Below are 23,978 nucleotides of genomic sequence, written 5' to 3' on the forward strand. Positions count from 1 at the left end.
TGGTAATGAATAAAATGTAACCAAACCTTCCTTAGCAGCTGTGAACTATAGCAGTGCGCGTGGCTATCAGCAATCTGCTTTCACGCAAACGATAGAAAATTTGCCGCTAAACTCAAAATTTCTAATTTATAACTGGCTGTTTCATAAGCAATTGAGATGTGTAAACTGATCAAGACAGAAAACAAATTGAGAACTCGATTGAGAGTTTTAATAATTTAAACAAAAGCTTGGCGAAATTTAGACCAGTTTGTACTATCAAGTGTTTCTTTTACGACAAGAATAATGTGAAGTCGCGCGAAATTGAGTTTACAATACCGCCCATGAGCGAAATAAGAACAAAAGTCCAGTTCGTCGACATTGACGAAGATATGGCGGGTCAGCGCATTGATAATTTTTTGCGCAACCAATTAAAAGACATCCCTAAAAGCATGATTTACCGAATCGTGCGTAAGGGCGAAGTACGTGTAAATAAAAAGCGTATAAAAGCAGAGTACAAGTTAAAAGCAGGCGATCTCGTTCGTATTCCACCGGTGACAGTCGAGAAAAAAGATGACGATGTCGCGCCAAGTACGAAACTAAACAAAGTCGCAGAGTTGGAAGATATGATCATCTTCGAAGATGATCATATGTTGATTCTAAACAAACCATCTGGTACCGCTGTGCATGGTGGCAGTGGCTTAAAGTTTGGCGCGATTGAAGCGCTTAGAGCTCTGCGTCCTCAAGCTCGCTTTCTTGAACTTGTGCATCGTATTGACCGTGATACTTCAGGTATCTTGTTGGTTGCTAAGAAGCGTTCTGCACTTCGTCACTTGCAAGCCCAGTTTCGTGAAAAGACAGTGAAGAAGTTTTACTTAGCTCTTGTCATGGGACAATGGAAAAGCAGTTGTAAGGTTGTGAACGCGCCACTGCTTAAAAACGAAGTGAACAGTATTGTTCGTGTTAACCCTAACGGTAAGCCGTCTGAAACGCGTTTTAAGATTTTGGAAAAGTTTGAACAAGCAACATTGATTCAAGCGAGTCCGATTACTGGTCGAACTCACCAAATCCGAGTTCATACACAATATACGGGCCACCCAATCGCTTGGGATGATCGCTACGGTGACCGCCGCTTTGATGCTTACACAGGTCAAGTTGGTTTAGATCGTTTGTTCCTACACGCGGCAAACATCAAGTTCCAACACCCATCAAATGATGAGTGGATGGAAATAAACGCACCGATGGAACCGAAGCTAGAAAAAGTGTTGGCGGGTTTAAGAAACGCGTAACCATGTTTTCCTCGTGGACATAAAAAGGGAGCCTGTGGCTCCCTTTTATAGTCTTTGGATTAAAGGACATCGAGTCCCTGAACATGCAACATATCAATCAAATCAATCAGTGGTAGCCCGACAAGTGTATTCGGATCTTTCCCCACTAATTTGTTAAACAAACAAATTCCCATTCCTTCGCTTTTAAAGCTGCCTGCGCAGTAAAAAGGTTCCTCCCTGTCGACGTAGCGCTCGATTTGTTCAAGCGTCAAATCTCTAAAGTGTACTTCGAAAGAATCAAAGCCGACTTCTGTATGGTTTGTGACGGTGTTATGTACCGCAAGACCAGTATAGAAAGTGATGACTTTTCCACTTTGAGACAAAAGTTGATTTATTGCGTTGTCTCTATTTAAAGGTTTGCCAACGATTTCACCATTAATGACACAAACCTGGTCACTGCCGATAACTAAACTTGCTTTATCCGTCTGGCAAGATGTTGCTTTCTCTTGGGCCAATCTTTGCACCAGTTCAAGAGGCGTTTCCTGGTCAAACGGTGTTTCATCGCAATCAGGTGATAAACAAATGAACGGTAGTGAAAGCTTTTCAAGCAGTTGTTTACGAAAAGGGGAGGTTGAGGCTAAAACCAGTTGGTAATTTTTCATTTTGAATTACAATTCGTGGGAGCATTTCCGATAGGATAATCGATCAAAAATGATTCTGGCTAATGCTCTGTATGTTAAGCGTAAAAAAGTACAACTTTTTTGCCTTTTTCTTTGACTAATTTTGATTTGGAAGATAATATTCGCGCCCTATGCAAAAGGTAAAAATACCGCGAACGGTTGACCCAGCAAAAGCTGCACAGAAACGATTGGATTACGATGGCATCATCCAAGCTAGTCTTTTCAAGCGCTTAGCGGAAACAACTGAAGGCGTAAAACGCGACGCAGAAGTCTCATTGTCATTTGGGATGGATGAACAGCGACTTGTTGTTATCTCTGGTAAAGCTAACATCGAAGTCGATTTAGAGTGTCAGCGTTGTAATGAGGTATTCGCACATGAGTGCGAAGTTGAATTCCTTTCTACTCCTTACTACGGTGAGAAAACGGAACAGGAAGCACCAGAAATTTATGATTTGGTAGATCTAAATGAATATGGTGAATTAGACCTTATACAACTGGTTGAAGACGAGTTCATCTTAGCATTACCTCAAATTGCGATGCACGATGAAGCGGATTGTAGCGTTGATTCAAATAACATGGTTTTTGGTGAGATTCCTGAAGAAATTGAGGAAGAAAAACCGAATCCATTCGACGTTTTGAAAAGTCTGAAAAAGTAATAGGTGTGGTAACCGATTCTTCTTCAGGTTTTTAACCCAATAGTATAGGAGTAGGGTCAATGGCCGTACAGAAAAACCGTAAAACTCGTTCTAAGCGCGGTATGCGTCGTTCACACGATGCGCTAACTACAGCTGCTCTATCTGTAGACGCGACTTCTGGTGAAACTCACCTACGCCACAACGTAACTGCTGAAGGTTACTACCGTGGTCAAAAGGTTATCAACAAGTAAGGTTGAACCTTTGCAAAGTATTACCGTTGCACTTGATGCAATGGGCGGGGATTTCGGTCCACGCGTAACAGTGCCTGCCGCCGTGCAGGCACTGTCTCATTTCCCAGAGCTAAAAGTGATTCTTATAGGTGATCAATCTCTGATCACGTCTCAATTATCTCAACTCGGTACCTCGACCAGTTCCCGCTTGACTATTCTTCATAGTGAGAAAGTTATCTCGAACTCAGAAAAACCTTCATTGGCACTACGTAATAGCCAAAATAGTTCCATGCGTATGGCTATCGATTTGGTTTCTGAGCAGAAGGCGGATGCTTGTGTTAGTGGTGGCAACACCGGTGCATTAATGGCACTATCGCGTTTCATTCTTAAGTTACTTCCTGGTATTGAACGTCCTGCTTTAGTTTCAGCTTTACCGACGATTACTGGAAAGCGTACTTGGATGCTAGATCTAGGTGCGAATGTATCGTGCGATGCTGATAGTTTGTTCCAATTTGCTGTAATGGGCAGTGCACTAGCAGAAGAACACTTAGGTTGTCCTCCTCGCGTTGCTGTACTCAATATTGGCGCAGAAGAGATTAAAGGTAACGATTTAGTCAAACGTTGCGCAGAAATGCTTTCTCAGACCGACGCGATTAACTTTGTTGGTTATATTGAAGGTAATCAAATTTTGCATGATGTTGCAGACGTCATTGTATGTGATGGGTTTGTCGGCAACGTATGCTTAAAAGCCAGTGAGGGAACAGCTCAACTTTTTATCGAAAAAATTAAAACCAGTATGATGGCGTCAACGATAAAGGGTTGGATTGCTAGAAAGTTGTTTTCTCGGCTATTTAATGAACTAAAAACACTGAACCCCGACCAGTATAACGGCGCAAGTTTGCTAGGATTGCGCGGCATTGTCATAAAAAGCCATGGAAGTGCGGATGTATCTGCGATTGTCAATGCACTTGGCGAGGCAGTACACGAGGTCAAACGACAAGTACCAAGCCGTATTAGCGATCGTTTGGAAGCGGTTTTACTCGAGAGGCATTATTAGTCTTCATGTATAGCAAAATTTTAGGTACTGGCAGCTACCTGCCATCTCAGGTGCGTACAAACGCAGATCTAGAGAAAATGGTAGATACAAGTGATGAGTGGATCGTTGCTCGCACGGGTATTAAAGAGCGTCGAATTGCTGCAGAAAATGAGACTGTAGCGGACATGGCATTCTACGCAGCTGAAAACGCTATCGATATGGCGGGTATTGATAAAAACGATATCGACCTGATTATCGTAGCCACAACGAGCAGTAGCCATACTTTCCCTTCATCTGCGTGTCAGGTGCAGGCAAAGCTTGGCATTAAAGGTTGTCCAGCTTTTGACTTAGCCGCTGCTTGTTCTGGTTTTGTGTACGCATTATCTGTTGCAGACCAACATATTAAATCGGGTATGTGTAAAAACGTACTTGTTATTGGTTCAGATGCTTTGTCTAAAACGTGTGATCCGACAGACCGTTCAACCATTATCCTATTTGGTGATGGTGCTGGAGCCGTTGTCGTAGGCGCTAGCCAAGAGCCAGGTATTATTTCTACCCACATATACTCGGATGGTCAATTCGGTGAGCTACTAAGCCTACCTGTACCTGAGCGTGGTCAAGATGCTGACAAATGGCTTCATATGGCAGGTAACGAAGTATTCAAAGTCGCTGTCACTCAGTTATCGAAACTAGTAAAAGATACGCTTGAAGCCAACAACATGCATAAGTCTGAACTAGACTGGCTAGTACCGCATCAAGCGAACTATCGAATTATTTCGGCAACAGCGAAAAAGCTTTCAATGTCTTTGGACCAAGTCGTAGTGACATTAGACCGACACGGGAACACTTCTGCGGCGACAGTACCGTCTGCGCTGGATGAAGCTGTGCGCGATGGTCGCATTAAACGCGGGCAGACGTTATTGCTAGAGGCGTTTGGTGGTGGTTTCACTTGGGGCTCTGCTCTGGTGAAGTTCTAAGTTTCACGAGAATTCAAAATTTAAGGTGCACTTGTTGCATCTTATTTCTTTTTACTTTGCTTAAAGGAAAACAACATGAGCAAGTTTGCTATCGTATTTCCAGGTCAAGGTTCTCAAGCTGTAGGTATGCTTGCAGAACTAGGCGAACAATATGACGTAGTAAAACAAACATTTGCAGAAGCATCTGACGCACTAGGTTACGATCTATGGGCGCTTGTTCAAAATGGACCTGCAGAAGATTTAAACGAGACTTTCCGCACTCAACCAGCTTTGCTAGCTTCATCTGTTGCAATCTGGCGTGTATGGCAGGAGCTCGGTTTAGAGCAACCAGCAAACCTAGCCGGTCACAGCCTAGGTGAGTACTCAGCACTTGTATGTGCGGGTGTTATTGATTTTAAAGAAGCAATCAAGCTGGTTGAATTACGTGGTCAACTTATGCAAGAAGCAGTACCAGCTGGTACTGGCGCAATGTACGCGATTATCGGTTTGGCTGATGACGCGATTGCAAAAGCGTGTGAAGACGCAGCGCAAGGCGAAGTGGTCTCTCCAGTAAACTTTAACTCGCCTGGTCAGGTAGTTATCGCGGGTAGCAAAGACGCAGTAGAGCGTGCGGGAGCGCTATGTAAAGAAGCTGGTGCGAAACGTGCGCTTCCTCTTCCTGTTTCAGTTCCATCACACTGTGCGCTTATGAAGCCAGCAGCGGAAAAACTTGCAGTAGCTCTTGAGTCTATCGAATTTAACTCACCACAGCTTCCAGTTATCAACAACGTTGATGTGGTCGCTGAGACAGATCCTGCAAAAATCAAAGATGCGCTTGTTCGTCAGCTACATAGCCCAGTTCGCTGGACTGAAACAGTCGAGCTTATGCACGAGCAAGGGGTAGAACAGCTTCTTGAGCTTGGTCCTGGTAAGGTTTTAACAGGTCTAACAAAACGTATCGTGAAAACGCTAACTGCAGCAGCAGTGAATGATGTTGCGTCGCTAGACGCGGCGAAGTAATCCATCAAGCGATAAAACTTGCGATAAGAAAAGGAAACACAACATGATGAATCTAGAAGGTAAGATCGCGCTAGTTACCGGCGCAAGCCGTGGTATTGGCCGCGCGATCGCGGAACTTCTTGTAGAGCGCGGTGCGACGGTTATCGGTACGGCTACTTCTGAAAGTGGAGCAGCTGCTATCAGCGAGTATCTTGGTGATAACGGTAAAGGTCTAGCTCTTAACGTGACCGATGTCGAGTCTATCGAAGCGACACTAAAAACGATCAACGAAGAATTTGGTGTGATCGATATTCTGGTGAATAACGCTGGTATTACTCGTGACAACCTATTGATGCGTATGAAAGATGATGAGTGGAACGACATCATCGATACCAACCTAACGCCTATCTACCGCATGTCTAAAGCGGTTTTACGCGGCATGATGAAAAAACGTGCGGGTCGTATCATCAACGTAGGCTCGGTTGTTGGTACCATGGGTAACGCAGGTCAAACTAACTACGCAGCAGCGAAAGCGGGCGTGATTGGTTTTACTAAATCAATGGCTCGTGAAGTTGCGTCTCGTGGTGTAACAGTGAACACTGTTGCCCCTGGTTTCATCGAAACTGACATGACAAAGGCACTAAATGATGAGCAACGTGCGGCAACGTTGTCGAACGTGCCAGCTGGTCGTTTAGGTGACCCACGTGAAATTGCATCAGCAGTAGTTTTCCTTGCTTCTCCTGAAGCAGCGTACATTACTGGTGAAACTTTGCATGTAAATGGTGGCATGTACATGGTTTAATGAGACAGTTTGTGCAAAATAAGCTATTTTACATTGTGAAAAATAGCCTATAGTTGCAGTTAACTGTCATGAACTTGTCATGCTTATGCGCAAGATTTGTGCATGATTTAAGTCAAAAATGTATTGAAATTCGGTTAAATTCGCTAATTTTGTGGTTTGACCAGCAAGGACCCCCTTGCAACTTTCAATAGTTCGAATAAACTACGGAATCATCGCATTAGGCGAAATCTGTAAAGGAAAAGAAAAATGAGCAACATCGAAGAACGCGTAAAGAAAATCATTGTTGAACAGCTAGGTGTAGACGAAGCAGAAGTTAAAAACGAAGCTTCTTTCGTTGACGATCTAGGTGCTGATTCTCTAGACACTGTAGAACTAGTTATGGCTCTAGAAGAGGAATTCGACACTGAGATTCCTGACGAAGAAGCTGAGAAGATCACTACTGTTCAAGCTGCAATCGACTACGTAAACAGCGCTCAGTAATTAGCTCTCCCAGGCGGTCTCCTAGACCGCCTGTGTTCTTTCTAACTTCTTCTATCCTCTCATAGAAATATTCAATTCCCGGAGAATTATATCGTGTCCAAGCGTCGTGTAGTTGTCACTGGCATGGGTATGTTGTCACCGGTAGGCAACACAGTAGAATCATCTTGGAAAGCCCTGCTAGAAGGTCAAAGTGGTATCGTGAATATCGAGCACTTTGATGCTACGAACTTCTCAACTCGTTTTGCAGGTCTTGTTAAAGATTTCGATTGCACAGAGTACATGTCTAAAAAAGATGCTCGTAAGATGGATCTTTTCATCCAGTACGGCATTGCAGCGGGTATTCAAGCTCTTGATAACTCTGGCTTACAAATTACCGAAGAAAATGCGGCTCGAGTTGGTGTTGCTATCGGCTCAGGCATTGGCGGTCTAGATCTGATCGAAACAGGTCACACTGCATTAGTAGAAAAAGGCCCTCGCAAAGTTAGCCCATTTTTTGTTCCTTCGACCATCGTAAATATGGTTGCAGGTAACCTATCTATCATGCGTGGTCTTCGTGGTCCAAATATCGCGATTTCTACAGCATGTACTACTGGCCTACATAACATCGGTCATGCTGCACGAATGATTGCGTACGGCGATGCAGATGCGATGGTTGCTGGTGGCGCAGAAAAAGCGTCTACGCCTCTTGGCATGGCTGGCTTCGGTGCAGCTAAAGCGCTATCTACTCGTAATGACGAACCTCAAAAAGCGTCTCGTCCATGGGATAAAGGCCGTGATGGTTTTGTTCTAGGTGATGGTGCTGGCATGATGGTGCTTGAAGAGTACGAACACGCGAAAGCACGTGGCGCGAAGATTTACGCAGAACTGGTTGGTTTTGGTATGTCTGGTGATGCTTACCACATGACTTCTCCAAGCGAAGATGGCTCTGGTGGTGCACTTGCGATGGAAGCGGCAATGCGTGACGCGAACATCACAGGTACCCAAGTGGGTTATGTGAATGCTCACGGTACATCTACTCCTGCTGGCGACGTTGCAGAAATCAAGGGCGTGAAACGTGCTCTTGGTGAAGAAGGTGCGAAGCAAGTACTTGTATCATCAACTAAGTCTATGACTGGTCACCTATTAGGTGCAGCAGGCTCTGTTGAAGCAATTATCACGGTTATGTCTTTGGTTGACCAAATCGTTCCACCAACGATTAATCTTGATGATCCAGAAGAAGGTCTAGACATCGACCTTGTGCCGCACACTGCGCGCAAAGTTGAAGGTATGGAATACGCTATCTGTAACTCGTTTGGCTTTGGTGGTACAAACGGTTCTTTGATCTTCAAAAAGTTCGCTGAGTAACACTATCTAACCTTATTTAGATAAGCGAAACTTGTATTCTAACGGCTCGATGCTTAGCATTGAGCCGTTTTGTTTTATTTGTTGTCTGCTAATTTGAAGGTACGCGAATGTTTTGGGTAAATGGAGTTCCACAAACGCATGTAGAACTGGGTGATCGCTCATTCCAATACGGTGATGGAGGTTTTACCACCATCCTGACCCAAAACGGAGAGTTGGTTTACTGGCAAGAACACATTGAGCGTATGAAGTCCTGCCTTGACGCATTGAAGATCTCTTCCCCTGACTGGCAAGTTGTGCATGATTGGGCAAGCAAAGCGGCTTTATCTGACGCACAAGCGGGGGTGAAAATTCACGTTAGCCGTGGTATTGGTGGGCGAGGGTATAGTCCTAATGGGATTGAAGGCCCTATCGTGACGATCTCGAATTTTGCGTTTCCTTCTCATTACTCTTCTTGGCAAGAAAAAGGCGTGGATTTGGGCGTTTGTGAGACTCGTCTCGGGATCCAACCTTTACTTGCTGGACACAAGCACAACAACCGTTTAGAGCAGATTCTCGCCAAGGCTGAAATCGACGATACCGAGTTTGCAGATGCAATAACGTTAAATGTGCAAAACCATGTCATTGAAACTACAATGGCCAACCTTTTTTGGGTTAAAGGTAATAAAGTATTTACACCGGATCTGACCTTATCTGGCGTTGCGGGCGTAATGCGTCGTAAGGTGCTTGAGTTACTAAAAGTAAGTCATATTGAAGTCATCGAAGGGCGTTTTATACTTCCAGATTTGCTGAGCGCAGACGAGGCTTTCATGTGTAACTCAATATTAGGTGTCGCACCAATTCGCAGCATAGTGGCATCTAACTCTAAGACTATATTTCCGATAGGAAAATTGACTCAACGACTGCAAGGGAATTTAACTACGTGATTAAAAAACTGTTGGCTTTTGTTGTGCTGATCGCAGTGATAGGCGCAGCAGCTGTTTTTTATATAATTTCACAGGCTAAACAATACGTTGAAAAGCCTATTCTATTGGAACAACCTCAGCTGTTTACTGTAGAAAGTGGTACAAGCTTTCATCATGTCATGCGTGCCTTAGTTGAAGATGAGGTAATTGAAACGTCGGAGTACATCCGTTTAATACCTCACTTATATCCAGAACTGTTGCAAGTGCGAGCGGGTACTTATCAACTAGAGCCTAGTATGTCGCTTTCGCAAGCATTGGAGCACCTGAATACCGGAAAAGAATACCAGTTTGCGATCACTTTTGTTGAAGGCAGCCGCTTTTCTGAGTGGGTAGAGCAATTGAAAAGTGCTCCTTATTTAGAGCATGATTTAACCGATCTTTCAGAAAAAGACATGGCTGCGAAGCTTGGAATTGAGAGAGAAAAGCTAGAAGGGTTGTTTTTAGCAGAAACCTACCATTACACAGCGGGTGCGAGTGAAAGCCAGTTGTTAAAACGAGCGCATCGAAAACTCAATAAAATACTGGATGCTAGCTGGGAAGCTCGTCAAGAAAAGCTGCCATTGCAAGACAAATATGAAGCCTTGATTCTGGCGTCTATCATCGAGAAAGAGACGGCCATTGACTCTGAGCGTGAGCGCGTCGCTTCTGTGTTTATCAACCGATTGAACAAACGCATGCGTTTACAAACGGATCCGACGGTTATTTATGGTATGGGTGATGCTTACGACGGAAATATTCGTAAGAAAGATTTGCGCACGCCGACACCATATAACACCTATACCATCAATGGCTTACCTCCAACCCCAATTGCGATGGCAGGTGAAGCCTCTATTGAAGCGGCTTTGAATCCAGAAAGCAGCAACTATTTATATTTCGTAGCAAGTGGAAAGGGCGGACACGTATTTTCGAAATCCCTTGCAGAGCACAATCGTGCTGTTCGAGCCTATTTAAGAGAACTAAGAAAGAACAAATGATGAAAGCAAACTTTATTGTCGTTGAAGGCCTAGAAGGCGCGGGTAAAAGCACTGCGATTAAAACCGTTTTAGATACGCTAAAAGCGGCAGGTATTGAAAATATCGTAAATACTCGTGAGCCAGGAGGCACGCCGCTAGCAGAAAAGATGCGCGCTCTGGTGAAAGAAGAGCATGAAGGCGAAGAACTTAAAGACATGACGGAGTTGCTTCTTCTATATGCTGCACGTGTCCAGTTGGTTGAGAACGTGATCAAACCAGCTTTGGCGAATGGTCAGTGGGTGGTGGGTGACCGCCACGATATGTCATCGCAGGCTTATCAAGGTGGTGGTCGTCAGATTGACGCGTCGCTAATGAAAAACCTTCGAGACACAACGCTTGGTGATTTTAAACCTGCTTTCACTCTCTATATGGATATCGACCCTCGCGTTGGGCTTGAGCGTGCGCGTGGGCGTGGTGAGCTCGATCGTATCGAGAAGATGGATATCAGCTTCTTTGAACGTACACGAGAGCGCTATTTGGAGATTGCTCATGCTGATCCTTCTATCATTATCATTAACGCTGAGCAGGCGATCGAAGACGTGTCGCGTGATATTCGGGACGCTCTTAACGAGTGGTTAGCTCGTCAATAATAAGTGAAACTTAAATTTAGGTGACTCATGTTAAATGATTATCCATGGTTGCAGCCAGTATGGGATAACCTCAAAGTAGGGCTAGAGTCGGACAGAGTACCAGGTGCGCTTTTATTGCAAAGCGAGCAAGGCTTAGGCATCGAAAAACTTATCGAGTTTTTTAGCCAAGCACTTCTTTGCCAAAATTACGCCAGTGAAGCGTGCGGTTTTTGTCATAGCTGTCAATTAAATCAATCACACAACCACCCAGATTTACACTGGATCAAACCAGAAAAAGAAGGAAAAGCGATAACGGTGGACCAAGTTCGATCTTGCAACCGTCTTGCTCAGGAATCATCACAGCTTAATGGTTATCGCCTATTTGTTATAGAGCCAGCGGACTCTATGAATGAATCGGCATCGAATGCATTGTTAAAAACGCTAGAAGAGCCTGGGGCAAAGTGCTTGTTTTTGCTCGTTACCCACAATCAGGAGCACCTGCTTCCAACGATTCGTAGCCGTTGCCAACACTGGGTTGTTGCGCCGCCGTCAACGGAACAAGCGATGCAATGGATGCGCGAACAAGGGGCGCAGCAAGTTCCTGCTTACGCCTTAAAACTGAATATGGGCTCTCCGATAAAAACATTGGATGCGTTAAATAATGGCGATCTCGATGCTTACGTGGCTTTTGAGCGCACTTTTATTAAGGCGATGTCTTCTCCTGCCTCAGACATTTCTGAGTGCGCTTCTTTAATGGCTAAACACTCGGAGCAATCACTAGACTGGGCGTGGTATTTACTGACAGACGCTCAGAAAGCGCAGTTTGGTGTATCAGAAGCACAAATGCTTCCTGGCGCTATAAAGTTTCAGCCTAACAACTACAACGGTTTGTACTCATCAGCGAAGGCGCTGATGGACCTCAAAGCTCAGGTGCAAGCCTTTCCTGGTCTAAACCTTGAGCTACTATCAATGAACTGGTTAATTGAATCACGAGAGGCATTATGTTCGTAGATTCTCATTGTCATTTAGACAAATTGAATTACGACGATCTCCACATCAATGTGGAAGACGTTATTAACAAAGCTAAACAAGCAAAGGTAACCGAGCTGCTTTCTGTGGGAGTTACGCTGGATTCTTTCCCTAAAATGATGGAAATGATTGAGCCTTATGAGAATGTTTATGCTTCGTGCGGTGTACACCCACTTGATGTTGAAAGCGACTTTTCGATGGACGTGCTACGTCACCACGCATCGAATGAAAAAGTCGTTGCCATTGGTGAAACAGGCTTGGATTATCATTACAAGCCAGAAACGGCAGCGTTACAGAAAGAGCGTTTTGAGCAACACGTTGATCTGGCGGTGGAGCTCGACAAACCTTTAATTATCCATACCAGAAACGCACGTGCGGATACTCTAGATATTTTGCGTAAGGGTGGGGCGGAGAAATGTGGTGGTGTTATCCACTGTTTTACAGAAGATCTTCCATTTGCTGAAGCTGCACTTGAGCTGGGGTTTTATATTTCTATCTCGGGGATTGTCACTTTCCGTCAAGCTACAGAGTTGAAAGAAGTGGTGAAGACTCTACCTCTAGAGAAGCTTCTCATTGAGACAGATTCTCCTTACTTGGCTCCAGTCCCTCACCGAGGTAAAGAGAATCAACCTGCTTATGTTGTCGAGGTGGCTTCTTATATTGCGCAACTCAAATCGTGCTCTCTTTCTGAAGTGGCACAAAAAACCACCGAAAATTTCCGAAATCTTTTTTTGCGATGAAAAATCAATAAGAGCATAAAAAAGGAGCGTATGCTCCTTTTTTGTTGATAAAAACAACAGATATACTCATGAGTTTAATGTTTACTAAAAATGTTGATTTAATAACATTCAAAAATCACAAATGTAATTTTGTTACTAAAAATAACATTGGGGCGTATTTTATTTACGCCTTAAAATTAATTATATAAATAATAAACTCTTTATAAAACAGTAATATAACCACAATGCAAACCTTTTCATCAGCTGTTTTTGGGTGTGATCCAAGACTTGTTTTGAAACTAAATTTCGTAACTGTGTGGAAAGTTTGAGGGTCATCAATATATATTTAGAGCCGGAAAATATAATGCAGTTGTGGTTACATTTTCATTGGGTGCTAACCTTTAGGCTACGGGGGTGTGCCGTTAGTGCCCAAATAATACTTATAAATTTATCAGGAGCATAAACATGTTTAAGAACCTTTTTGCTAACCTGCAAAAAGTTGGTAAGGCGCTGATGCTTCCAGTATCAGTTTTACCAGTTGCAGGTATTTTATTAGGTGTGGGTGCTGCCCATCTAAGCTTTATTCCAGAGATCGTTTCTAATCTTATGGAACAAGCTGGTGGTTCAGTATTCGGCCAAATGGCACTTCTATTTGCAGTAGGTGTAGCTCTAGGCTTCACTAATAACGACGGTGTTGCTGGTCTTGCAGCAATTGTTGGTTACGGCATCATGACGGCAACGCTAGGTGTAATGGCGGGTGTTATGGGTGTTGAGAAAATCGATACAGGTGTACTAGGTGGTATCCTTGTCGGTGGTGTGGCTGCTTGGGCATTCAACCGTTTCTTCAAAATTCAACTTCCAGAGTATCTTGGCTTCTTCGCTGGTAAGCGTGCAGTGCCTATCATCACTGGTTTTGCAGCGATCATCCTTGGTGTTATCCTTTCTGTAATTTGGCCACCAATTGGCGGTGCAATCTCTGCATTCTCTGATTGGGCTGCGCACCAAAACCCACAACTAGCATTCGGTATCTACGGTGTTGTAGAGCGTTCTCTAATCCCATTCGGCCTACACCACGTATGGAACGTACCGTTCTTCTTCGAAGCTGGTTCTTGTGTTAACGCTGCTGGTGAAGCTCAAAACGGCGTACTAACTTGTTACCTAGTTGCTGATGAAGCATCTCGTGCTGCTGGTAATGGCTTCGGTCAGCTAGCGGGTGGTTACATGTTCAAGATGTTTGGTCTACCAGCTGCAGCAATCGCAATTGCTCACTGCGCTAAACCAGAAAACCGTGCAAAAGTAATGGGTATCATGGCGTCAGCTGCACTGACTTCATTCCTAACTGGTATTACTGAGCCTATCGAATTCTCATTCCTATTCGTTGCTCCACTACTATACGGTATCCACGCTCTACTAGCTGGTTCTGCATACATTGTTTCTAACACTCTAGGCTTTGTACACGGTACTTCTTTCTCTCACGGTCTGATCGACTTCCTAGTTCTATCTGGTAACGCTCAGAAGATGGGTCTAATGATTGCTGTTGGTCTAGTATACGCAGTGATTTACTACGTAGTGTTCCGTGGCGTAATCACAGCACTTGACCTAAAAACTCCTGGTCGTGAAGATGAAACAGAAAGTGCGGCAGCAACTTCTGGCTCTGACATGGGTGGTGAACTGGTTGCAGCGTTCGGTGGTAAAGCTAACATTACTGGTCTAGACGCATGTATCACTCGCCTACGTGTAGCGGTTGCAGATACAGCAGCTGTTGACCAAGACAAACTGAAACAACTTGGCGCTGCTGGTGTTGTAGTTGTTGCAGGTGGTGTACAGGCTATCTTCGGTACTAAGTCTGACAACCTAAAAACTGAAATGGATGAGTGGATCCGTAACCACGGCTAATCACCGTCATTCATAACAATGAATAAAAGGAGGCTTCGGCCTCCTTTTTTAGTTCCTCTCCCATTGCTAAAAGTGCTTTCTGAGTGTGATCCTAAACTCATCTTTACTTTTGCCAGTCTTTTCATACATCGCGCTTACTCATCGTTGACATATTGAAACACCACTATGTTTGAATAACGCATGATGTTTTTTTAATAATTGATAACGTGTATGAAGAGCAAATTAATTTTATTAGCAGGACTAGTTTCTAGTACCGCAATGGCGGCAAATGAGCCAACAAACTTGTCTGTTGGTATGGCTGTCGATCAACAGTTGAGTGTTGTTGTTGAGTTAGATAATAAGTATCGCGGCATTATCGGTAACGATGGTATGGCGTTTGATTACATCGCTAAACGTGGAACATTCGATCAAAACATGCCTGTGACTTGGTATGTTGGCGTTGGTGGTTGGTATGAATGGGATGATGAGTTTGGCGTGCGTGTACCTCTCGGTGTGAACTGGGATTTATCACGCGGCTGGGATCTTTATGGTCAAATACACCCAGAGCTAGATCTTTACAAAGGTGCTGACTTACAACTTGGTGGTGCCGTTGGCATCAAATACAGTTTCTAGAATAAAAGAAACATAAAAAACGCCGGTAAATACCGGCGTTTTTTATGTTTGGAATGCAATACTGCTATTGTTTATCCATGGCTCGCTTGATACAAACGGCAGCGCCGCCCCAAGTGATACCTAAACCAATAACCATCATAATAATTGCGCTGATTGTCATTTCGCTGTCTCCTTGCGATTCACTGCGTTAATCACTAGACCAAAGATAAATAGTGCGGCGATAAGTGCCCAGCCTACAGTTAGATCATAACCACCGTAGCCTTCAGTAAATAAAGCATAAAGCTTAGTCGCTAAGATAATGGCGAGCATAATCGGTGTTACGAAGCGTAAACAGATCTCAAACCATTGACCAATAGAGAAATCAGAGCGCTCATTTACGTAATTACGTACTTCAGGCACGCGTTTCAATAGCCACGCCATCAATACAATCTCAACCAAGCCGCCTACCATAATGCCAACGTTGTTTGCGAAGTGGTCTACTAGGTCTAGCAGCAATAGACCGCCATTTGTTGCGAACGCCATAGAAACCACAAAACCAGTTCCGATTACAACGTTGGCAGCTTTTTTTCGGCTCCACTTTAGCTTATCGATGATGGCGGATGTTACGGCTTCCATGATAGAAATGTGCGAACTTAGACCAGCAACCACCAGTGCAAAGAAGAACAGAGGACCAAGAATATATGGTGCGGGTAATAAGTTAATTGCCGCAGGTAAAGTAACAAAAGCAAGGCCAACGCCTGCAGATACCACTTCTGTTAGCGGTTTACCTTGTTCTTGAGCCATGTAACCCAAGACAGAGAAGATCATAATACCAGCTAGGATGGAGAAGCCACAGTTGATCAACACGGTCATAAACGCGTTATTCGTGATGTCTGACTTTTCTGGCAGATAACTAGAGTAAGCCAGCATGATCGCGAAGCCGATGCTTAGGGTAAAGAAGATCTGACCGTACGCAGCTGCCCATACTTTCACATCCCAAATTTTGCTGAAATCGGGTTCAAACATGTAGTTAACGCCATCCAAAGCTCCTGGCAAGAAAACCATACGTCCGATTAAAAAAATCACCATCAAAAATAGTATTGGCATCATGATTTTAGATGCGCGCTCAATCCCTGATTTCACGCCTTTGGCAATGGCGGTGTAAGTAATAGCCCAAGCAATCACCATAGATAAGGCAATTTTCCATTGAATACTGCCTAAGTCTGTTGGTGAGTTATCACCTAACTTTAGGTACTCACTAAAGAAAAATGCGTTTGTATCGGTTCCCCAACCTTGAGTGAACGACAACCCAAAGTAAGAAATTGACCAACCGATAACTGCAACATAGTAAACGGCGATAACTGCTGCAACACCAACTTGGAACCAGCCAAGCCATTCAAATTTAGAATGAATTTTCGCTAGCGTTTTTGGTGCTGAGCCTCGGTACTTTTGTCCCATACTGAACTCAAGGATCATAAATGGAATACCGGCCGTGATCATGGCGAAAATGTAAGGAATAAAAAATGCGCCGCCACCGTTTTCATAGGCCATATATGGAAAACGCCAAATGTTTCCCAAACCGATAGCAGACCCGACTGCTGCTAAGATGAATCCCGCTCGGGATCCCCATTGTTCTCGCTTCATATTTGACTCCTATACGACTCCCTGAGGAATGAAGCTCTCTCCGTAACACAGTAATATTTGCGTAAACTGTTGGAAGAAAGGACCGCTGTTATCTATCAGCTTTTCTATCCTTAATTCTAGCTTATTATAATTTTCTAGAGCTATATTCTGGTTACTGTGAGAGAAAGTAGATTATTAATCTTAAAATTTTGATGTGTGTTTGATAAAACTGAAATATTTATCTGTTTTCACTAATCAGACTAACTTCTAATAATACTTAGCGCAATAGAATCTAAATGTTAACTCAGATGCGTTGTCTGGTTTTAATCTTGTTAAATTTGAGTTTGATTATGGTTTTGTGTGGGGGATTGGTTGGTTGTATGGAATAAATGACTAGAATCCAATAATCGACTTGGTGTTTAAAACTATTTTGATGAACTAGGGCGTACGGCTATCTTTTGCGCACCCCGCTAGAGAATGCTTCGTTACTTTTCTAAGCGATGATTTTTAGATGATATTTTCTATCTGCTTTGTGTAGGACTCGCCCAGCACTCTTTGCGGAGAGCCCTACGAAGTGAAGTGTACAAAAAATTAGAAACGGAAACTAAAACCAATATTTGATTGGAATTGATTCATCCAATCGGTATCGAACTTAATGATGCAGTTTGAGCCGTCATTAGGTAGGGTGCAGGCTCCAGAGGTATCGTTATCAACGACCGTTCCTAACCATCTCAATTGGGCTGTCAACGCAAAGTTCTTTGAAAACTCATATTCCAGCCCTGCAAAAGCGCTAGCCGAAAATCCGTATTTTTTGTCTACCCAATCAACATCGGTGTAAGAGGCTCCCAAGCCAACACCAATATAGGTTTGCCAGTTTTCTGCAACAGGGTAGTACATGCTGCTTTGAAATTGCAGGTAATGGATGTCTGCCGAATTTGATAACTTTTCAAGTTCTGTTGATTGGTTGGAGTAAAATAATCCAATTCTTCCTTTCTCAAAAGGCGTCTCGATTGAAAGTGCGTAGTTCACTGCGGGATCGAGGTCGTATGTATTGCCACTTTCGTCTTCTACTTGACCGCCACCTGTATAGCCTATGAATGGAGTAACGATAATATTGGCTTGTGCACTTACCGCGGTGCTGAGCAGTATGCTTCCTACCAGCCAGCTGAGTTTTTGGTTCATGTCCTATCTCCTTATTATGACTAAGCTAATTGTGATGGGTTAGTCAAAATTGCGCGACTAAATTAAGCAAATCTTGAACATATTTCACACTGGTGTTATTAATTTGTTACATATTAAGGAGGTGTTTATGGAACACGATCTAAAATCCGCATTAATCATCGTGGTGACTGTTTTTGCAGTACTTTTGTCGTTTGGCATCATTGCGATTACAACGGCTTAAGATAACTACTTTTACCAAACGTTTTAACAAAATGGCGTGAGCCTATGATACGTAACAGCGGTATAATCACAGAAAGCCACACTGAGCTTGATGTCAAAGTTTATGAGCATTTCAGGCATGGAAAAACTGCTTTAGTCACGCAAGGTGGAGGGCAGAGAGGGATTTTTACCGCTGGCGTATTAGACGCATTTTTACTTTCCAACTTTGATCCTTTCGATGAATTCTACGGTACCTCTGCTGGGGCACTCAATTTATGCTCTTACTTATGTCGTCAACACGGTATGGGCAAAGCTTTTATTACCGAACTGACAACGTCTCCCGAATTTTTTAATCTGTTTCGTTATATTCGAAAGCAGCAGTACTTGGGTTTAGAGTGGGCGTTAGAGCGGATTCAAGATTTCCCTTACAAGCTCGATCTTGATTTAGGCCGCAGTGCACTAGGAGGACGAGGTGCGTTTGCAGCGGTAACAAATGTAGAGACGCTATCGGATCAATATTTACCAATCCTGGGTGAAACGTGGTTTAACACCATGTTAGCAACATGCGCGATTCCTAAGTTGTACCACGGACCTGTCGACGTTAATGGCAATAAGTTTGTTGATGGTGGTGTGTCGGCTTCTATCCCTGTTCAAGAAGCGTGGCGTCAGAATGCTCGCAACATTATTGTCATCCGAACAGAACCGTTCTCGGAGATTGAAGCGAGAGCGCAAAGTGAAGTAGGGGATGTGCCTGTCGAGTGGTATCGAGAGTCTATCAATTCGGTGCAGCAATCATGGCAGCAAAAAGTGAATCGATGGAAGTTGGATTGGGCTTCGTTCTTCCAACAAAAAATTAATGCCGCCCATCAGTCGAAGCTTGCCGGAAAAATGCTATTGAATGGAGGCCGTTGGTTGTTCGGTGCTGATAATTTGTATCGTCTAAGCCATTTAATCGGTGAGAATTTTGACTCAGGTTTAGCCGACATGCTGATGATTCACTATCAAACATTTGAGCTCACTCAGGCCTTTATATCTGCTCCACCTGACGATACTTTCATTTTACAAATTGCGCCTAAAGAGGGGCTTCGTTCTTCTTCTTTGTTAAGTGACCAAGAATCATTAGAGCATGATTATCAACTCGGACTTCAGGCGGGGTTTAATCTGGTTCAACTCTATGACCAACTGAATATTGAAATTGATGGCAGAGAGAGTGCATAACCTTTTGTATTAACGACATACGCTAAATACAAAGTGAAGTGTAAATAAATGAGGCTCCGTTTCGGAGCCTCATTCGTGTGCGTACCTAATCTCTGTGGTTAATAGGGTTAGGTATAAAGGTTATGCTTGCAGAATTCGCATGCAGTTGGTTGAACCAACGACATCCATTACATCGCCTTGAGTGATCATGACTAAATCACCCTTGTGCAAGAACCCTTGTTCTTTAAGGCTGGCAATCGCAGCTTGAGCTGTCGGTAAACCTGCATCACTTCTTGACTCGAAATATACCGGTGTCACGCCTCGGTATAGTGCAGCTCGATTGAGCGTGGATTCATTACGTGATAAGGCAAATATTGGTAAGCCAGAGCTTAAGCGAGACATCATCAACGCAGTCCTGCCAGATTCTGTTAACGAGATCATCGCTTTAATTCCTTCCATGTGATTCGCAGAGTACATGGTTGCCATTGCGATGGTTTCTTCAGCGGTTTCGAAGGTGCGATCTAAGCGATAAGTGGATAGGCTTGCCTCAGACATCTTTTCTGCGCCCACACACACCTCGGCCATGGATTTGACCGTTTCTACAGGGTATTTACCTGCTGCGGTCTCTCCAGATAGCATCACCGCGTCAGTGCCGTCTAGAACCGCATTGGCCACGTCCATCACTTCAGCACGCGTCGGCATCGGGCTAGTAATCATGGACTCCATCATTTGTGTCGCAGTAATCACGATGCGGTTTAAGCTGCGTGCGCGGCGAATCAGCTTTTTCTGGACGCCAATAAGTTCAGGATCGCCGATTTCTACCCCCAGATCGCCACGCGCTACCATCACCACATCGGATGCGAGAATAATATCGTCAATAGACTCATTGGTCGCGACGGTTTCTGCTCGTTCGACTTTAGCCACCAACATGGCTTCAAGGCCTGCATCTCTGGCTAGACGTCGAGCGTAATGCATGTCTTCGCCGTTACGTGGGAACGAAATAGCAAGGTAGTCCACTTGAATTTCTGCGGCGGTAAGAATGTCGGCTTTATCTTTCTCTGTGAGCGCATCGGCTGACAGTCCGCCGCCTTTTTTGTTGATACCTTTGTTATTAGATAGTGGGCCACCAACAATCACACGGGTATGAACTTTATTGCCTTCGACGCTGGTGACTTGCAGTTGAACGCGTCCATCATCGAGTAACAGAATGTCGTTTGGTGACACATCTTGCGGCAGTTCTTTATAATCTAGCCCTACGGACTCTTGGTTGCCTTCATCTTTTGGTAAATCACTGTCTAATGTGAATTTATCGCCCACATTTAACATGACTTGGCCGTCTTTAAAGGTCGATACGCGGATTTTAGGGCCTTGCAAGTCACCAAGAATTGCAACCTGACGCCCAAGTTTTGCCGCAATAGTACGGACTTTTTTGGCGCGTTGAATGTGGTCTTCACTGGTTCCATGTGAGAAATTCATACGGACAACGTTTGCACCGGCTTTGATGATCTCCTCAAGTACATTGTCCTTATCCGTTGAAGGACCAAGCGTGGTGACAATTTTTGTTCGTCTTAGTTTGGAAGTCATAGATTCTCCGATGAATGTATGTGTAAAGGTAACTTGAACTCTATCCTTACTTTCCTCAATCGCTCTCAAGGTCTGCCTCGTTGCTGAGCCCACACCTTAAAGCTGCTTGAGTATAAGTATATGCACAGAATGTTTACATTAAGAGTAATCCCGGTAAAACAGACAGATATTCCATAGGCTTCAGCTCCTATTGATGAGAATGCGCTGGTGTAACAGGAGTTGCTTCATAATTTAGTGAATAAAAATAAGTTATTTTTCAAACAATTTAACAGGAGTAGATTCTTCGTTATTTGATTGAATACACAAACAAACAGGTTTATACGTGATGCTTGTCACGGGGATTTATTAATTCACTTCACAATTAGTTCGCAAAGTAAAAAAATTGTCTCGTTATAGAATTTCGGAGTGCAAGATGTACATGGCTCAACCGGGCCATATTGATCATATCAAACAGGTCAATGCTGGTCGTGTATATAAACTAATTGACCTAAAAGGTCCTATTTCTCGAATTGATTTGTCCAAGCAGAGTGAGCTTGCTCCTGCCAGTATCACCAAAATCACTCGAGAATTAATTGAAGCGCACTTGATTCATGAAACCACAGTACAAGAAGCGACGAGTCGTGGTCGACCTGCCGTCGGTTTGCAGGTCAACAACGAAGGGTGGCAATTTCTTTCAATGCGTTTGGGGCGAGGTTATTTAACTATTGCTCTGCATGAGCTAGGTGGCGATGTGTTGATCGATACTAAAATCGAGATACACGAACGTGACCAAGACGATGTGCTTGAGCGTCTGCTCTACGAAATTGATGAATTCTTCCAAACTTACGCGGATCAACTTGACCGTGTTACCAGTATTGCAATTACGCTGCCTGGCCTTGTGAATTCAGAGCAAGGTGTCGTGCTGCAAATGCCTCATTACAATGTCGAAAATCTTGCTCTTGGACCAGAGATATACAAAGCAACGGGCTTGCCAGTTTTCATTGCCAATGACACGCGAGCTTGGGCATTAGCAGAAAAGCTTTTCGGCCATTCTCAAGACAATGACAACTCCGTTCTTATCTCTATTCACCATGGTTTAGGTGCCGGCATCATTCTGGATGGGCGCGTTTTGCAAGGCCGTCACGGCAACATTGGTGAGCTTGGGCATATTCAAATCGATCCAAATGGAAAACGTTGTCATTGTGGCAACATTGGTTGTTTGGAAACCGTTGCCAGTTCTCAAGCCATTCGTGAAGAAGTCGTAAGACGAATTGCTGATGGCGAAGACTCTATTCTTGCTGAGCAAGAAGAAATGAGTATTGAGAGCATTTGTGAAGCGGCAGCGAATGGTGATCCGTTGGCAGTTGATGTGATTGAAAAGCTTGGACGCTATTTAGGCTCTGCAATAGCTATTGTGATCAACTTATTTAACCCTGAGAAGATCTTGATCGGTGGTGTGATTAACCAAGCAAAAGATGTACTTTATCCTGCGGTGCGTCGCTGTATCGAAGAGCAGAGTTTACCGGTTTATCACCAAGATCTTGAGCTGGTGGAATCTCGTTTCTATAAGCAAGCAACAATGCCTGGTGCCGCGTTGATCAAGCAAGCGTTGTACGATGGTCAGTTATTGATGAAGGTTGTGGAAGGCTAATTGCTTCAAACATGATGAAGTGCTTAGGTGTCGAGCCTATACATTTTTAGATGATTTAGGGTGAGGCTTAACAGCTCACCCTTTTTGATCGCCTATTACTAGAAGGTGAATTTGAGTTGTGCTGCATTGCTATATCTGCGCCATTCATGTAATTTCCTAAAAAGCTCAAGTAAATAAACCCAAATGGCTTTCAATGTGTAGAGTGACTTTGTGTCTGATACAAATAGAAGGGAAGTAATGCGCTGAAACCGTTGTACTTTCAAGCCATGCTCGAAAAACAAATATCTTAAGGTTATTTGGGTTTAGAACATTGATGTGTCTGTATTGATTTCGAGTAAAAATAAGAATTATCCATAATTTAGGTAGTAGTATGTCCGGAGTGTTAAATACGGTTGACCAGCGTACAAACTTGGTTGGTGAAAACCGACTAGAGCTTCTGCTGTTCACTTTAAATAGTCGCCAATTGTTTGCGATTAATGTGTTCAAAGTGAAAGAGGTCATCAAGCTGCCACCGTTAACCAAGCTTCCTGGCTCACACTACAACATTCGTGGGGTCGCTTCTCTACGAGGTGAAGCAGTGCCAGTGATTGATTTGCGTGGCGCGATAGGTTTCCCAGCTTTGCGTGGTGAAGCGGAAGAAGAAAATTTGATCGTGACAGAGTACAACCGCACGGTGCAGGGCTTCTTAGTCGGTCCGGTCAAGAATATTATTAATACGGCATGGACTGAAATTCAGCCGCCTCCTTCCACGTCTGGTCGCTCGAATTACCTCACAGCTATCACGCAAATCAAAGAGGGGGATGCCTCTCAAATTGTCGAAATTATTGACGTTGAAAAAGTTTTAGCAGAGATCGTGCATTACGACGTCACGATTTCAGCGGACATTCTTGATCAAGAACTTGCCCAAGCAATGGTCGGGCGTAATGTTCTGATTGTGGATGATTCATCTACAGCTCGTAATCAAGTTCGCGATACGCTTTCTCAATTGGGTATGAATATAATCGAGTGTCGTGACGGACTAGAAGCGCTAACAGTTTTAAAACGCTGGTGTGATGAAGGGAAAGACGTAGAAAAAGAGCTGTTGATGATGATTACGGATGCTGAAATGCCTGAAATGGACGGTTATAAACTGACTCATGAAGTGCGCCAAGATCCACGTATGTCTAAGTTGTTTATTACGTTGAACACCTCTCTGAGCGGCAGCTTTAATGAAGCCATGGTACAAAAAGTAGGTTGTGATCGTTTTATCTCTAAATTCCAACCAGATCTGTTGGTTGAAGTTGCTCAAGACCGGTTACGCCAGATGCTTTCTAAAAGTGCATGATTAGATATAGTGAAATCAGAGGGGGAGCAGCTCTCCCTCTGGTTTTTTAACGCCT

At 43.8% G+C, this 23,978-nt stretch carries 25 protein-coding genes; 20 read left to right on the forward strand and 5 right to left on the reverse strand.

Features of this window, described 5'->3' with window-relative positions:
- Positions 1-320: 320 nt before the first annotated feature.
- Positions 321-1,265, forward strand: a complete 945-nt coding sequence (rluC, locus tag MSG33_RS15130; RefSeq protein ID WP_005396975.1) for a 23S rRNA pseudouridine(955/2504/2580) synthase RluC — start codon at positions 321-323, stop codon at positions 1,263-1,265.
- 59 nt (positions 1,266-1,324) lie between these two features.
- Here rluC and MSG33_RS15135 read toward each other — a convergent pair whose 3' ends face one another.
- Positions 1,325-1,906 (reverse strand): nucleoside triphosphate pyrophosphatase, encoded by a 582-nt coding sequence (locus tag MSG33_RS15135; RefSeq protein WP_005396976.1) that lies wholly within the window; start codon positions 1,904-1,906, stop codon positions 1,325-1,327.
- 149 nt (positions 1,907-2,055) lie between these two features.
- On the opposite strand from MSG33_RS15135, the gene yceD reads away from it, so the two are divergent.
- The 15 genes from yceD to MSG33_RS15210 all read left to right on the forward strand — a co-directional run bounded on the left by yceD (position 2,056) and on the right by MSG33_RS15210 (position 15,206).
- A complete protein-coding gene (yceD, locus tag MSG33_RS15140) occupies positions 2,056-2,580 on the forward strand; it encodes a 23S rRNA accumulation protein YceD (protein ID WP_005396977.1) in 525 nt (174 codons plus the stop codon).
- 59 nt (positions 2,581-2,639) lie between these two features.
- Positions 2,640-2,810 (forward strand): 50S ribosomal protein L32, encoded by a 171-nt coding sequence (gene rpmF / locus MSG33_RS15145; RefSeq protein WP_005396978.1) that lies wholly within the window; start codon positions 2,640-2,642, stop codon positions 2,808-2,810.
- 10 nt (positions 2,811-2,820) lie between these two features.
- A complete protein-coding gene (gene plsX / locus MSG33_RS15150; RefSeq protein WP_012841590.1) occupies positions 2,821-3,846 on the forward strand; it encodes a phosphate acyltransferase PlsX in 1,026 nt (341 codons plus the stop codon).
- A gap of 5 nt (positions 3,847-3,851) precedes the next feature.
- Positions 3,852-4,802, forward strand: coding sequence for a beta-ketoacyl-ACP synthase III (locus tag MSG33_RS15155; RefSeq protein WP_005396980.1), 951 nt, complete (start codon positions 3,852-3,854; stop codon positions 4,800-4,802).
- A gap of 75 nt (positions 4,803-4,877) precedes the next feature.
- A complete protein-coding gene (fabD, locus tag MSG33_RS15160) occupies positions 4,878-5,801 on the forward strand; it encodes an ACP S-malonyltransferase (protein WP_145532884.1) in 924 nt (307 codons plus the stop codon).
- 46 nt (positions 5,802-5,847) lie between these two features.
- Entirely contained in the window at positions 5,848-6,582 is a 735-nt protein-coding gene (gene fabG, locus MSG33_RS15165) for a 3-oxoacyl-ACP reductase FabG (RefSeq protein WP_031780596.1), read from the forward strand.
- A gap of 246 nt (positions 6,583-6,828) precedes the next feature.
- Positions 6,829-7,062 carry an acyl carrier protein gene (gene acpP / locus MSG33_RS15170; protein WP_004406112.1) on the forward strand — a complete coding sequence of 78 codons (234 nt, stop codon included), beginning with the start codon at positions 6,829-6,831 and terminating at the stop codon, positions 7,060-7,062.
- Positions 7,063-7,155: 93 nt separating this feature from the next.
- The gene (gene fabF, locus MSG33_RS15175) at positions 7,156-8,406 is read left to right on the forward strand and encodes a beta-ketoacyl-ACP synthase II (RefSeq protein ID WP_005396984.1); all 1,251 of its coding nucleotides are present in this window, start codon (positions 7,156-7,158) and stop codon (positions 8,404-8,406) included.
- Between the two features lie 107 nt (positions 8,407-8,513).
- The gene (gene pabC, locus MSG33_RS15180) at positions 8,514-9,329 is read left to right on the forward strand and encodes an aminodeoxychorismate lyase (RefSeq protein ID WP_248381377.1); all 816 of its coding nucleotides are present in this window, start codon (positions 8,514-8,516) and stop codon (positions 9,327-9,329) included.
- Positions 9,326-10,342 (forward strand): endolytic transglycosylase MltG, encoded by a 1,017-nt coding sequence (mltG, locus tag MSG33_RS15185; protein WP_248381378.1) that lies wholly within the window; start codon positions 9,326-9,328, stop codon positions 10,340-10,342. Before pabC ends, mltG begins: the two co-directional genes overlap by 4 nt.
- A complete protein-coding gene (gene tmk / locus MSG33_RS15190; protein WP_031780597.1) occupies positions 10,339-10,971 on the forward strand; it encodes a dTMP kinase in 633 nt (210 codons plus the stop codon). Before mltG ends, tmk begins: the two co-directional genes overlap by 4 nt.
- A 27-nt stretch (positions 10,972-10,998) precedes the next feature.
- Complete coding sequence (locus MSG33_RS15195; protein ID WP_248381379.1) at positions 10,999-11,961, forward strand: DNA polymerase III subunit delta'; 963 nt, start codon at positions 10,999-11,001, stop codon at positions 11,959-11,961.
- Positions 11,952-12,719 (forward strand): YchF/TatD family DNA exonuclease, encoded by a 768-nt coding sequence (locus tag MSG33_RS15200; protein WP_248381380.1) that lies wholly within the window; start codon positions 11,952-11,954, stop codon positions 12,717-12,719. The genes MSG33_RS15195 and MSG33_RS15200 overlap by 10 nt, the downstream gene beginning before the upstream one ends.
- A 444-nt stretch (positions 12,720-13,163) precedes the next feature.
- Positions 13,164-14,594 (forward strand): PTS glucose transporter subunit IIBC, encoded by a 1,431-nt coding sequence (ptsG, locus tag MSG33_RS15205; protein WP_006743155.1) that lies wholly within the window; start codon positions 13,164-13,166, stop codon positions 14,592-14,594.
- 210 nt (positions 14,595-14,804) lie between these two features.
- Complete coding sequence (locus MSG33_RS15210; protein ID WP_005396996.1) at positions 14,805-15,206, forward strand: hypothetical protein; 402 nt, start codon at positions 14,805-14,807, stop codon at positions 15,204-15,206.
- Between the two features lie 64 nt (positions 15,207-15,270).
- Here the strand turns inward: MSG33_RS15210 and MSG33_RS15215 are convergent, their stop codons facing one another.
- From MSG33_RS15215 to MSG33_RS15225, 3 genes are all read right to left on the reverse strand, one after another.
- Positions 15,271-15,366 (reverse strand): MetS family NSS transporter small subunit, encoded by a 96-nt coding sequence (locus tag MSG33_RS15215; RefSeq protein ID WP_005372963.1) that lies wholly within the window; start codon positions 15,364-15,366, stop codon positions 15,271-15,273.
- On the reverse strand, positions 15,363-16,829 hold the full coding sequence (locus tag MSG33_RS15220) for a sodium-dependent transporter (RefSeq protein ID WP_005398219.1): 1,467 nt from the start codon (positions 16,827-16,829) through the stop codon (positions 15,363-15,365). Before MSG33_RS15220 ends, MSG33_RS15215 begins: the two co-directional genes overlap by 4 nt.
- 570 nt (positions 16,830-17,399) lie before the next feature.
- Complete coding sequence (locus MSG33_RS15225) at positions 17,400-17,990, reverse strand: outer membrane beta-barrel protein (RefSeq protein WP_005398217.1); 591 nt, start codon at positions 17,988-17,990, stop codon at positions 17,400-17,402.
- 127 nt (positions 17,991-18,117) lie between these two features.
- Here MSG33_RS15225 and MSG33_RS15230 point away from each other — a divergent pair, with 127 nt between their 5' ends.
- On the forward strand, positions 18,118-18,210 hold the full coding sequence (locus tag MSG33_RS15230; RefSeq protein WP_005372970.1) for a YnhF family membrane protein: 93 nt from the start codon (positions 18,118-18,120) through the stop codon (positions 18,208-18,210).
- 44 nt (positions 18,211-18,254) lie between these two features.
- Positions 18,255-19,406, forward strand: coding sequence for a patatin-like phospholipase family protein (locus MSG33_RS15235; protein WP_048625754.1), 1,152 nt, complete (start codon positions 18,255-18,257; stop codon positions 19,404-19,406).
- Between the two features lie 120 nt (positions 19,407-19,526).
- Here MSG33_RS15235 and pyk read toward each other — a convergent pair whose 3' ends face one another.
- Positions 19,527-20,969 (reverse strand): pyruvate kinase, encoded by a 1,443-nt coding sequence (pyk, locus tag MSG33_RS15240; protein WP_248381381.1) that lies wholly within the window; start codon positions 20,967-20,969, stop codon positions 19,527-19,529.
- Between the two features lie 412 nt (positions 20,970-21,381).
- On the opposite strand from pyk, the gene MSG33_RS15245 reads away from it, so the two are divergent.
- Complete coding sequence (locus MSG33_RS15245; RefSeq protein WP_005398213.1) at positions 21,382-22,599, forward strand: ROK family protein; 1,218 nt, start codon at positions 21,382-21,384, stop codon at positions 22,597-22,599.
- Between the two features lie 370 nt (positions 22,600-22,969).
- On the forward strand, positions 22,970-23,923 hold the full coding sequence (locus tag MSG33_RS15250) for a chemotaxis protein CheV (RefSeq protein ID WP_005398212.1): 954 nt from the start codon (positions 22,970-22,972) through the stop codon (positions 23,921-23,923).
- Positions 23,924-23,978 lie beyond the last annotated feature (55 nt).

Origin of the sequence: Vibrio sp. 1CM7H, from assembly GCF_023161645.1 — a bacterium.
Lineage (GTDB): Bacteria > Pseudomonadota > Gammaproteobacteria > Enterobacterales > Vibrionaceae > Vibrio > Vibrio diabolicus.

What these genes read in the sequence shown, in the direction of transcription:
- rluC (WP_005396975.1), top strand. Translation starts at nt 321, where the DNA reads ATGAGCGAAATAAGAACAAAAGTCCAGTTCGTCGACATTGACGAAGAT.
- MSG33_RS15135 (WP_005396976.1), bottom strand. Translation starts at nt 1,906, where the DNA reads ATGAAAAATTACCAACTGGTTTTAGCCTCAACCTCCCCTTTTCGTAAA.
- yceD (WP_005396977.1), top strand. Translation starts at nt 2,056, where the DNA reads ATGCAAAAGGTAAAAATACCGCGAACGGTTGACCCAGCAAAAGCTGCA.
- rpmF (WP_005396978.1), top strand. Translation starts at nt 2,640, where the DNA reads ATGGCCGTACAGAAAAACCGTAAAACTCGTTCTAAGCGCGGTATGCGT.
- MSG33_RS15155 (WP_005396980.1), top strand. Translation starts at nt 3,852, where the DNA reads ATGTATAGCAAAATTTTAGGTACTGGCAGCTACCTGCCATCTCAGGTG.
- fabD (WP_145532884.1), top strand. Translation starts at nt 4,878, where the DNA reads ATGAGCAAGTTTGCTATCGTATTTCCAGGTCAAGGTTCTCAAGCTGTA.
- fabG (WP_031780596.1), top strand. Translation starts at nt 5,848, where the DNA reads ATGAATCTAGAAGGTAAGATCGCGCTAGTTACCGGCGCAAGCCGTGGT.
- acpP (WP_004406112.1), top strand. Translation starts at nt 6,829, where the DNA reads ATGAGCAACATCGAAGAACGCGTAAAGAAAATCATTGTTGAACAGCTA.
- pabC (WP_248381377.1), top strand. Translation starts at nt 8,514, where the DNA reads ATGTTTTGGGTAAATGGAGTTCCACAAACGCATGTAGAACTGGGTGAT.
- tmk (WP_031780597.1), top strand. Translation starts at nt 10,339, where the DNA reads ATGATGAAAGCAAACTTTATTGTCGTTGAAGGCCTAGAAGGCGCGGGT.
- MSG33_RS15195 (WP_248381379.1), top strand. Translation starts at nt 10,999, where the DNA reads ATGTTAAATGATTATCCATGGTTGCAGCCAGTATGGGATAACCTCAAA.
- MSG33_RS15200 (WP_248381380.1), top strand. Translation starts at nt 11,952, where the DNA reads ATGTTCGTAGATTCTCATTGTCATTTAGACAAATTGAATTACGACGAT.
- ptsG (WP_006743155.1), top strand. Translation starts at nt 13,164, where the DNA reads ATGTTTAAGAACCTTTTTGCTAACCTGCAAAAAGTTGGTAAGGCGCTG.
- MSG33_RS15210 (WP_005396996.1), top strand. Translation starts at nt 14,805, where the DNA reads ATGAAGAGCAAATTAATTTTATTAGCAGGACTAGTTTCTAGTACCGCA.
- MSG33_RS15215 (WP_005372963.1), bottom strand. Translation starts at nt 15,366, where the DNA reads ATGACAATCAGCGCAATTATTATGATGGTTATTGGTTTAGGTATCACT.
- MSG33_RS15220 (WP_005398219.1), bottom strand. Translation starts at nt 16,829, where the DNA reads ATGAAGCGAGAACAATGGGGATCCCGAGCGGGATTCATCTTAGCAGCA.
- MSG33_RS15225 (WP_005398217.1), bottom strand. Translation starts at nt 17,990, where the DNA reads ATGAACCAAAAACTCAGCTGGCTGGTAGGAAGCATACTGCTCAGCACC.
- MSG33_RS15230 (WP_005372970.1), top strand. Translation starts at nt 18,118, where the DNA reads ATGGAACACGATCTAAAATCCGCATTAATCATCGTGGTGACTGTTTTT.
- MSG33_RS15235 (WP_048625754.1), top strand. Translation starts at nt 18,255, where the DNA reads ATGATACGTAACAGCGGTATAATCACAGAAAGCCACACTGAGCTTGAT.
- pyk (WP_248381381.1), bottom strand. Translation starts at nt 20,969, where the DNA reads ATGACTTCCAAACTAAGACGAACAAAAATTGTCACCACGCTTGGTCCT.
- MSG33_RS15245 (WP_005398213.1), top strand. Translation starts at nt 21,382, where the DNA reads ATGTACATGGCTCAACCGGGCCATATTGATCATATCAAACAGGTCAAT.
- MSG33_RS15250 (WP_005398212.1), top strand. Translation starts at nt 22,970, where the DNA reads ATGTCCGGAGTGTTAAATACGGTTGACCAGCGTACAAACTTGGTTGGT.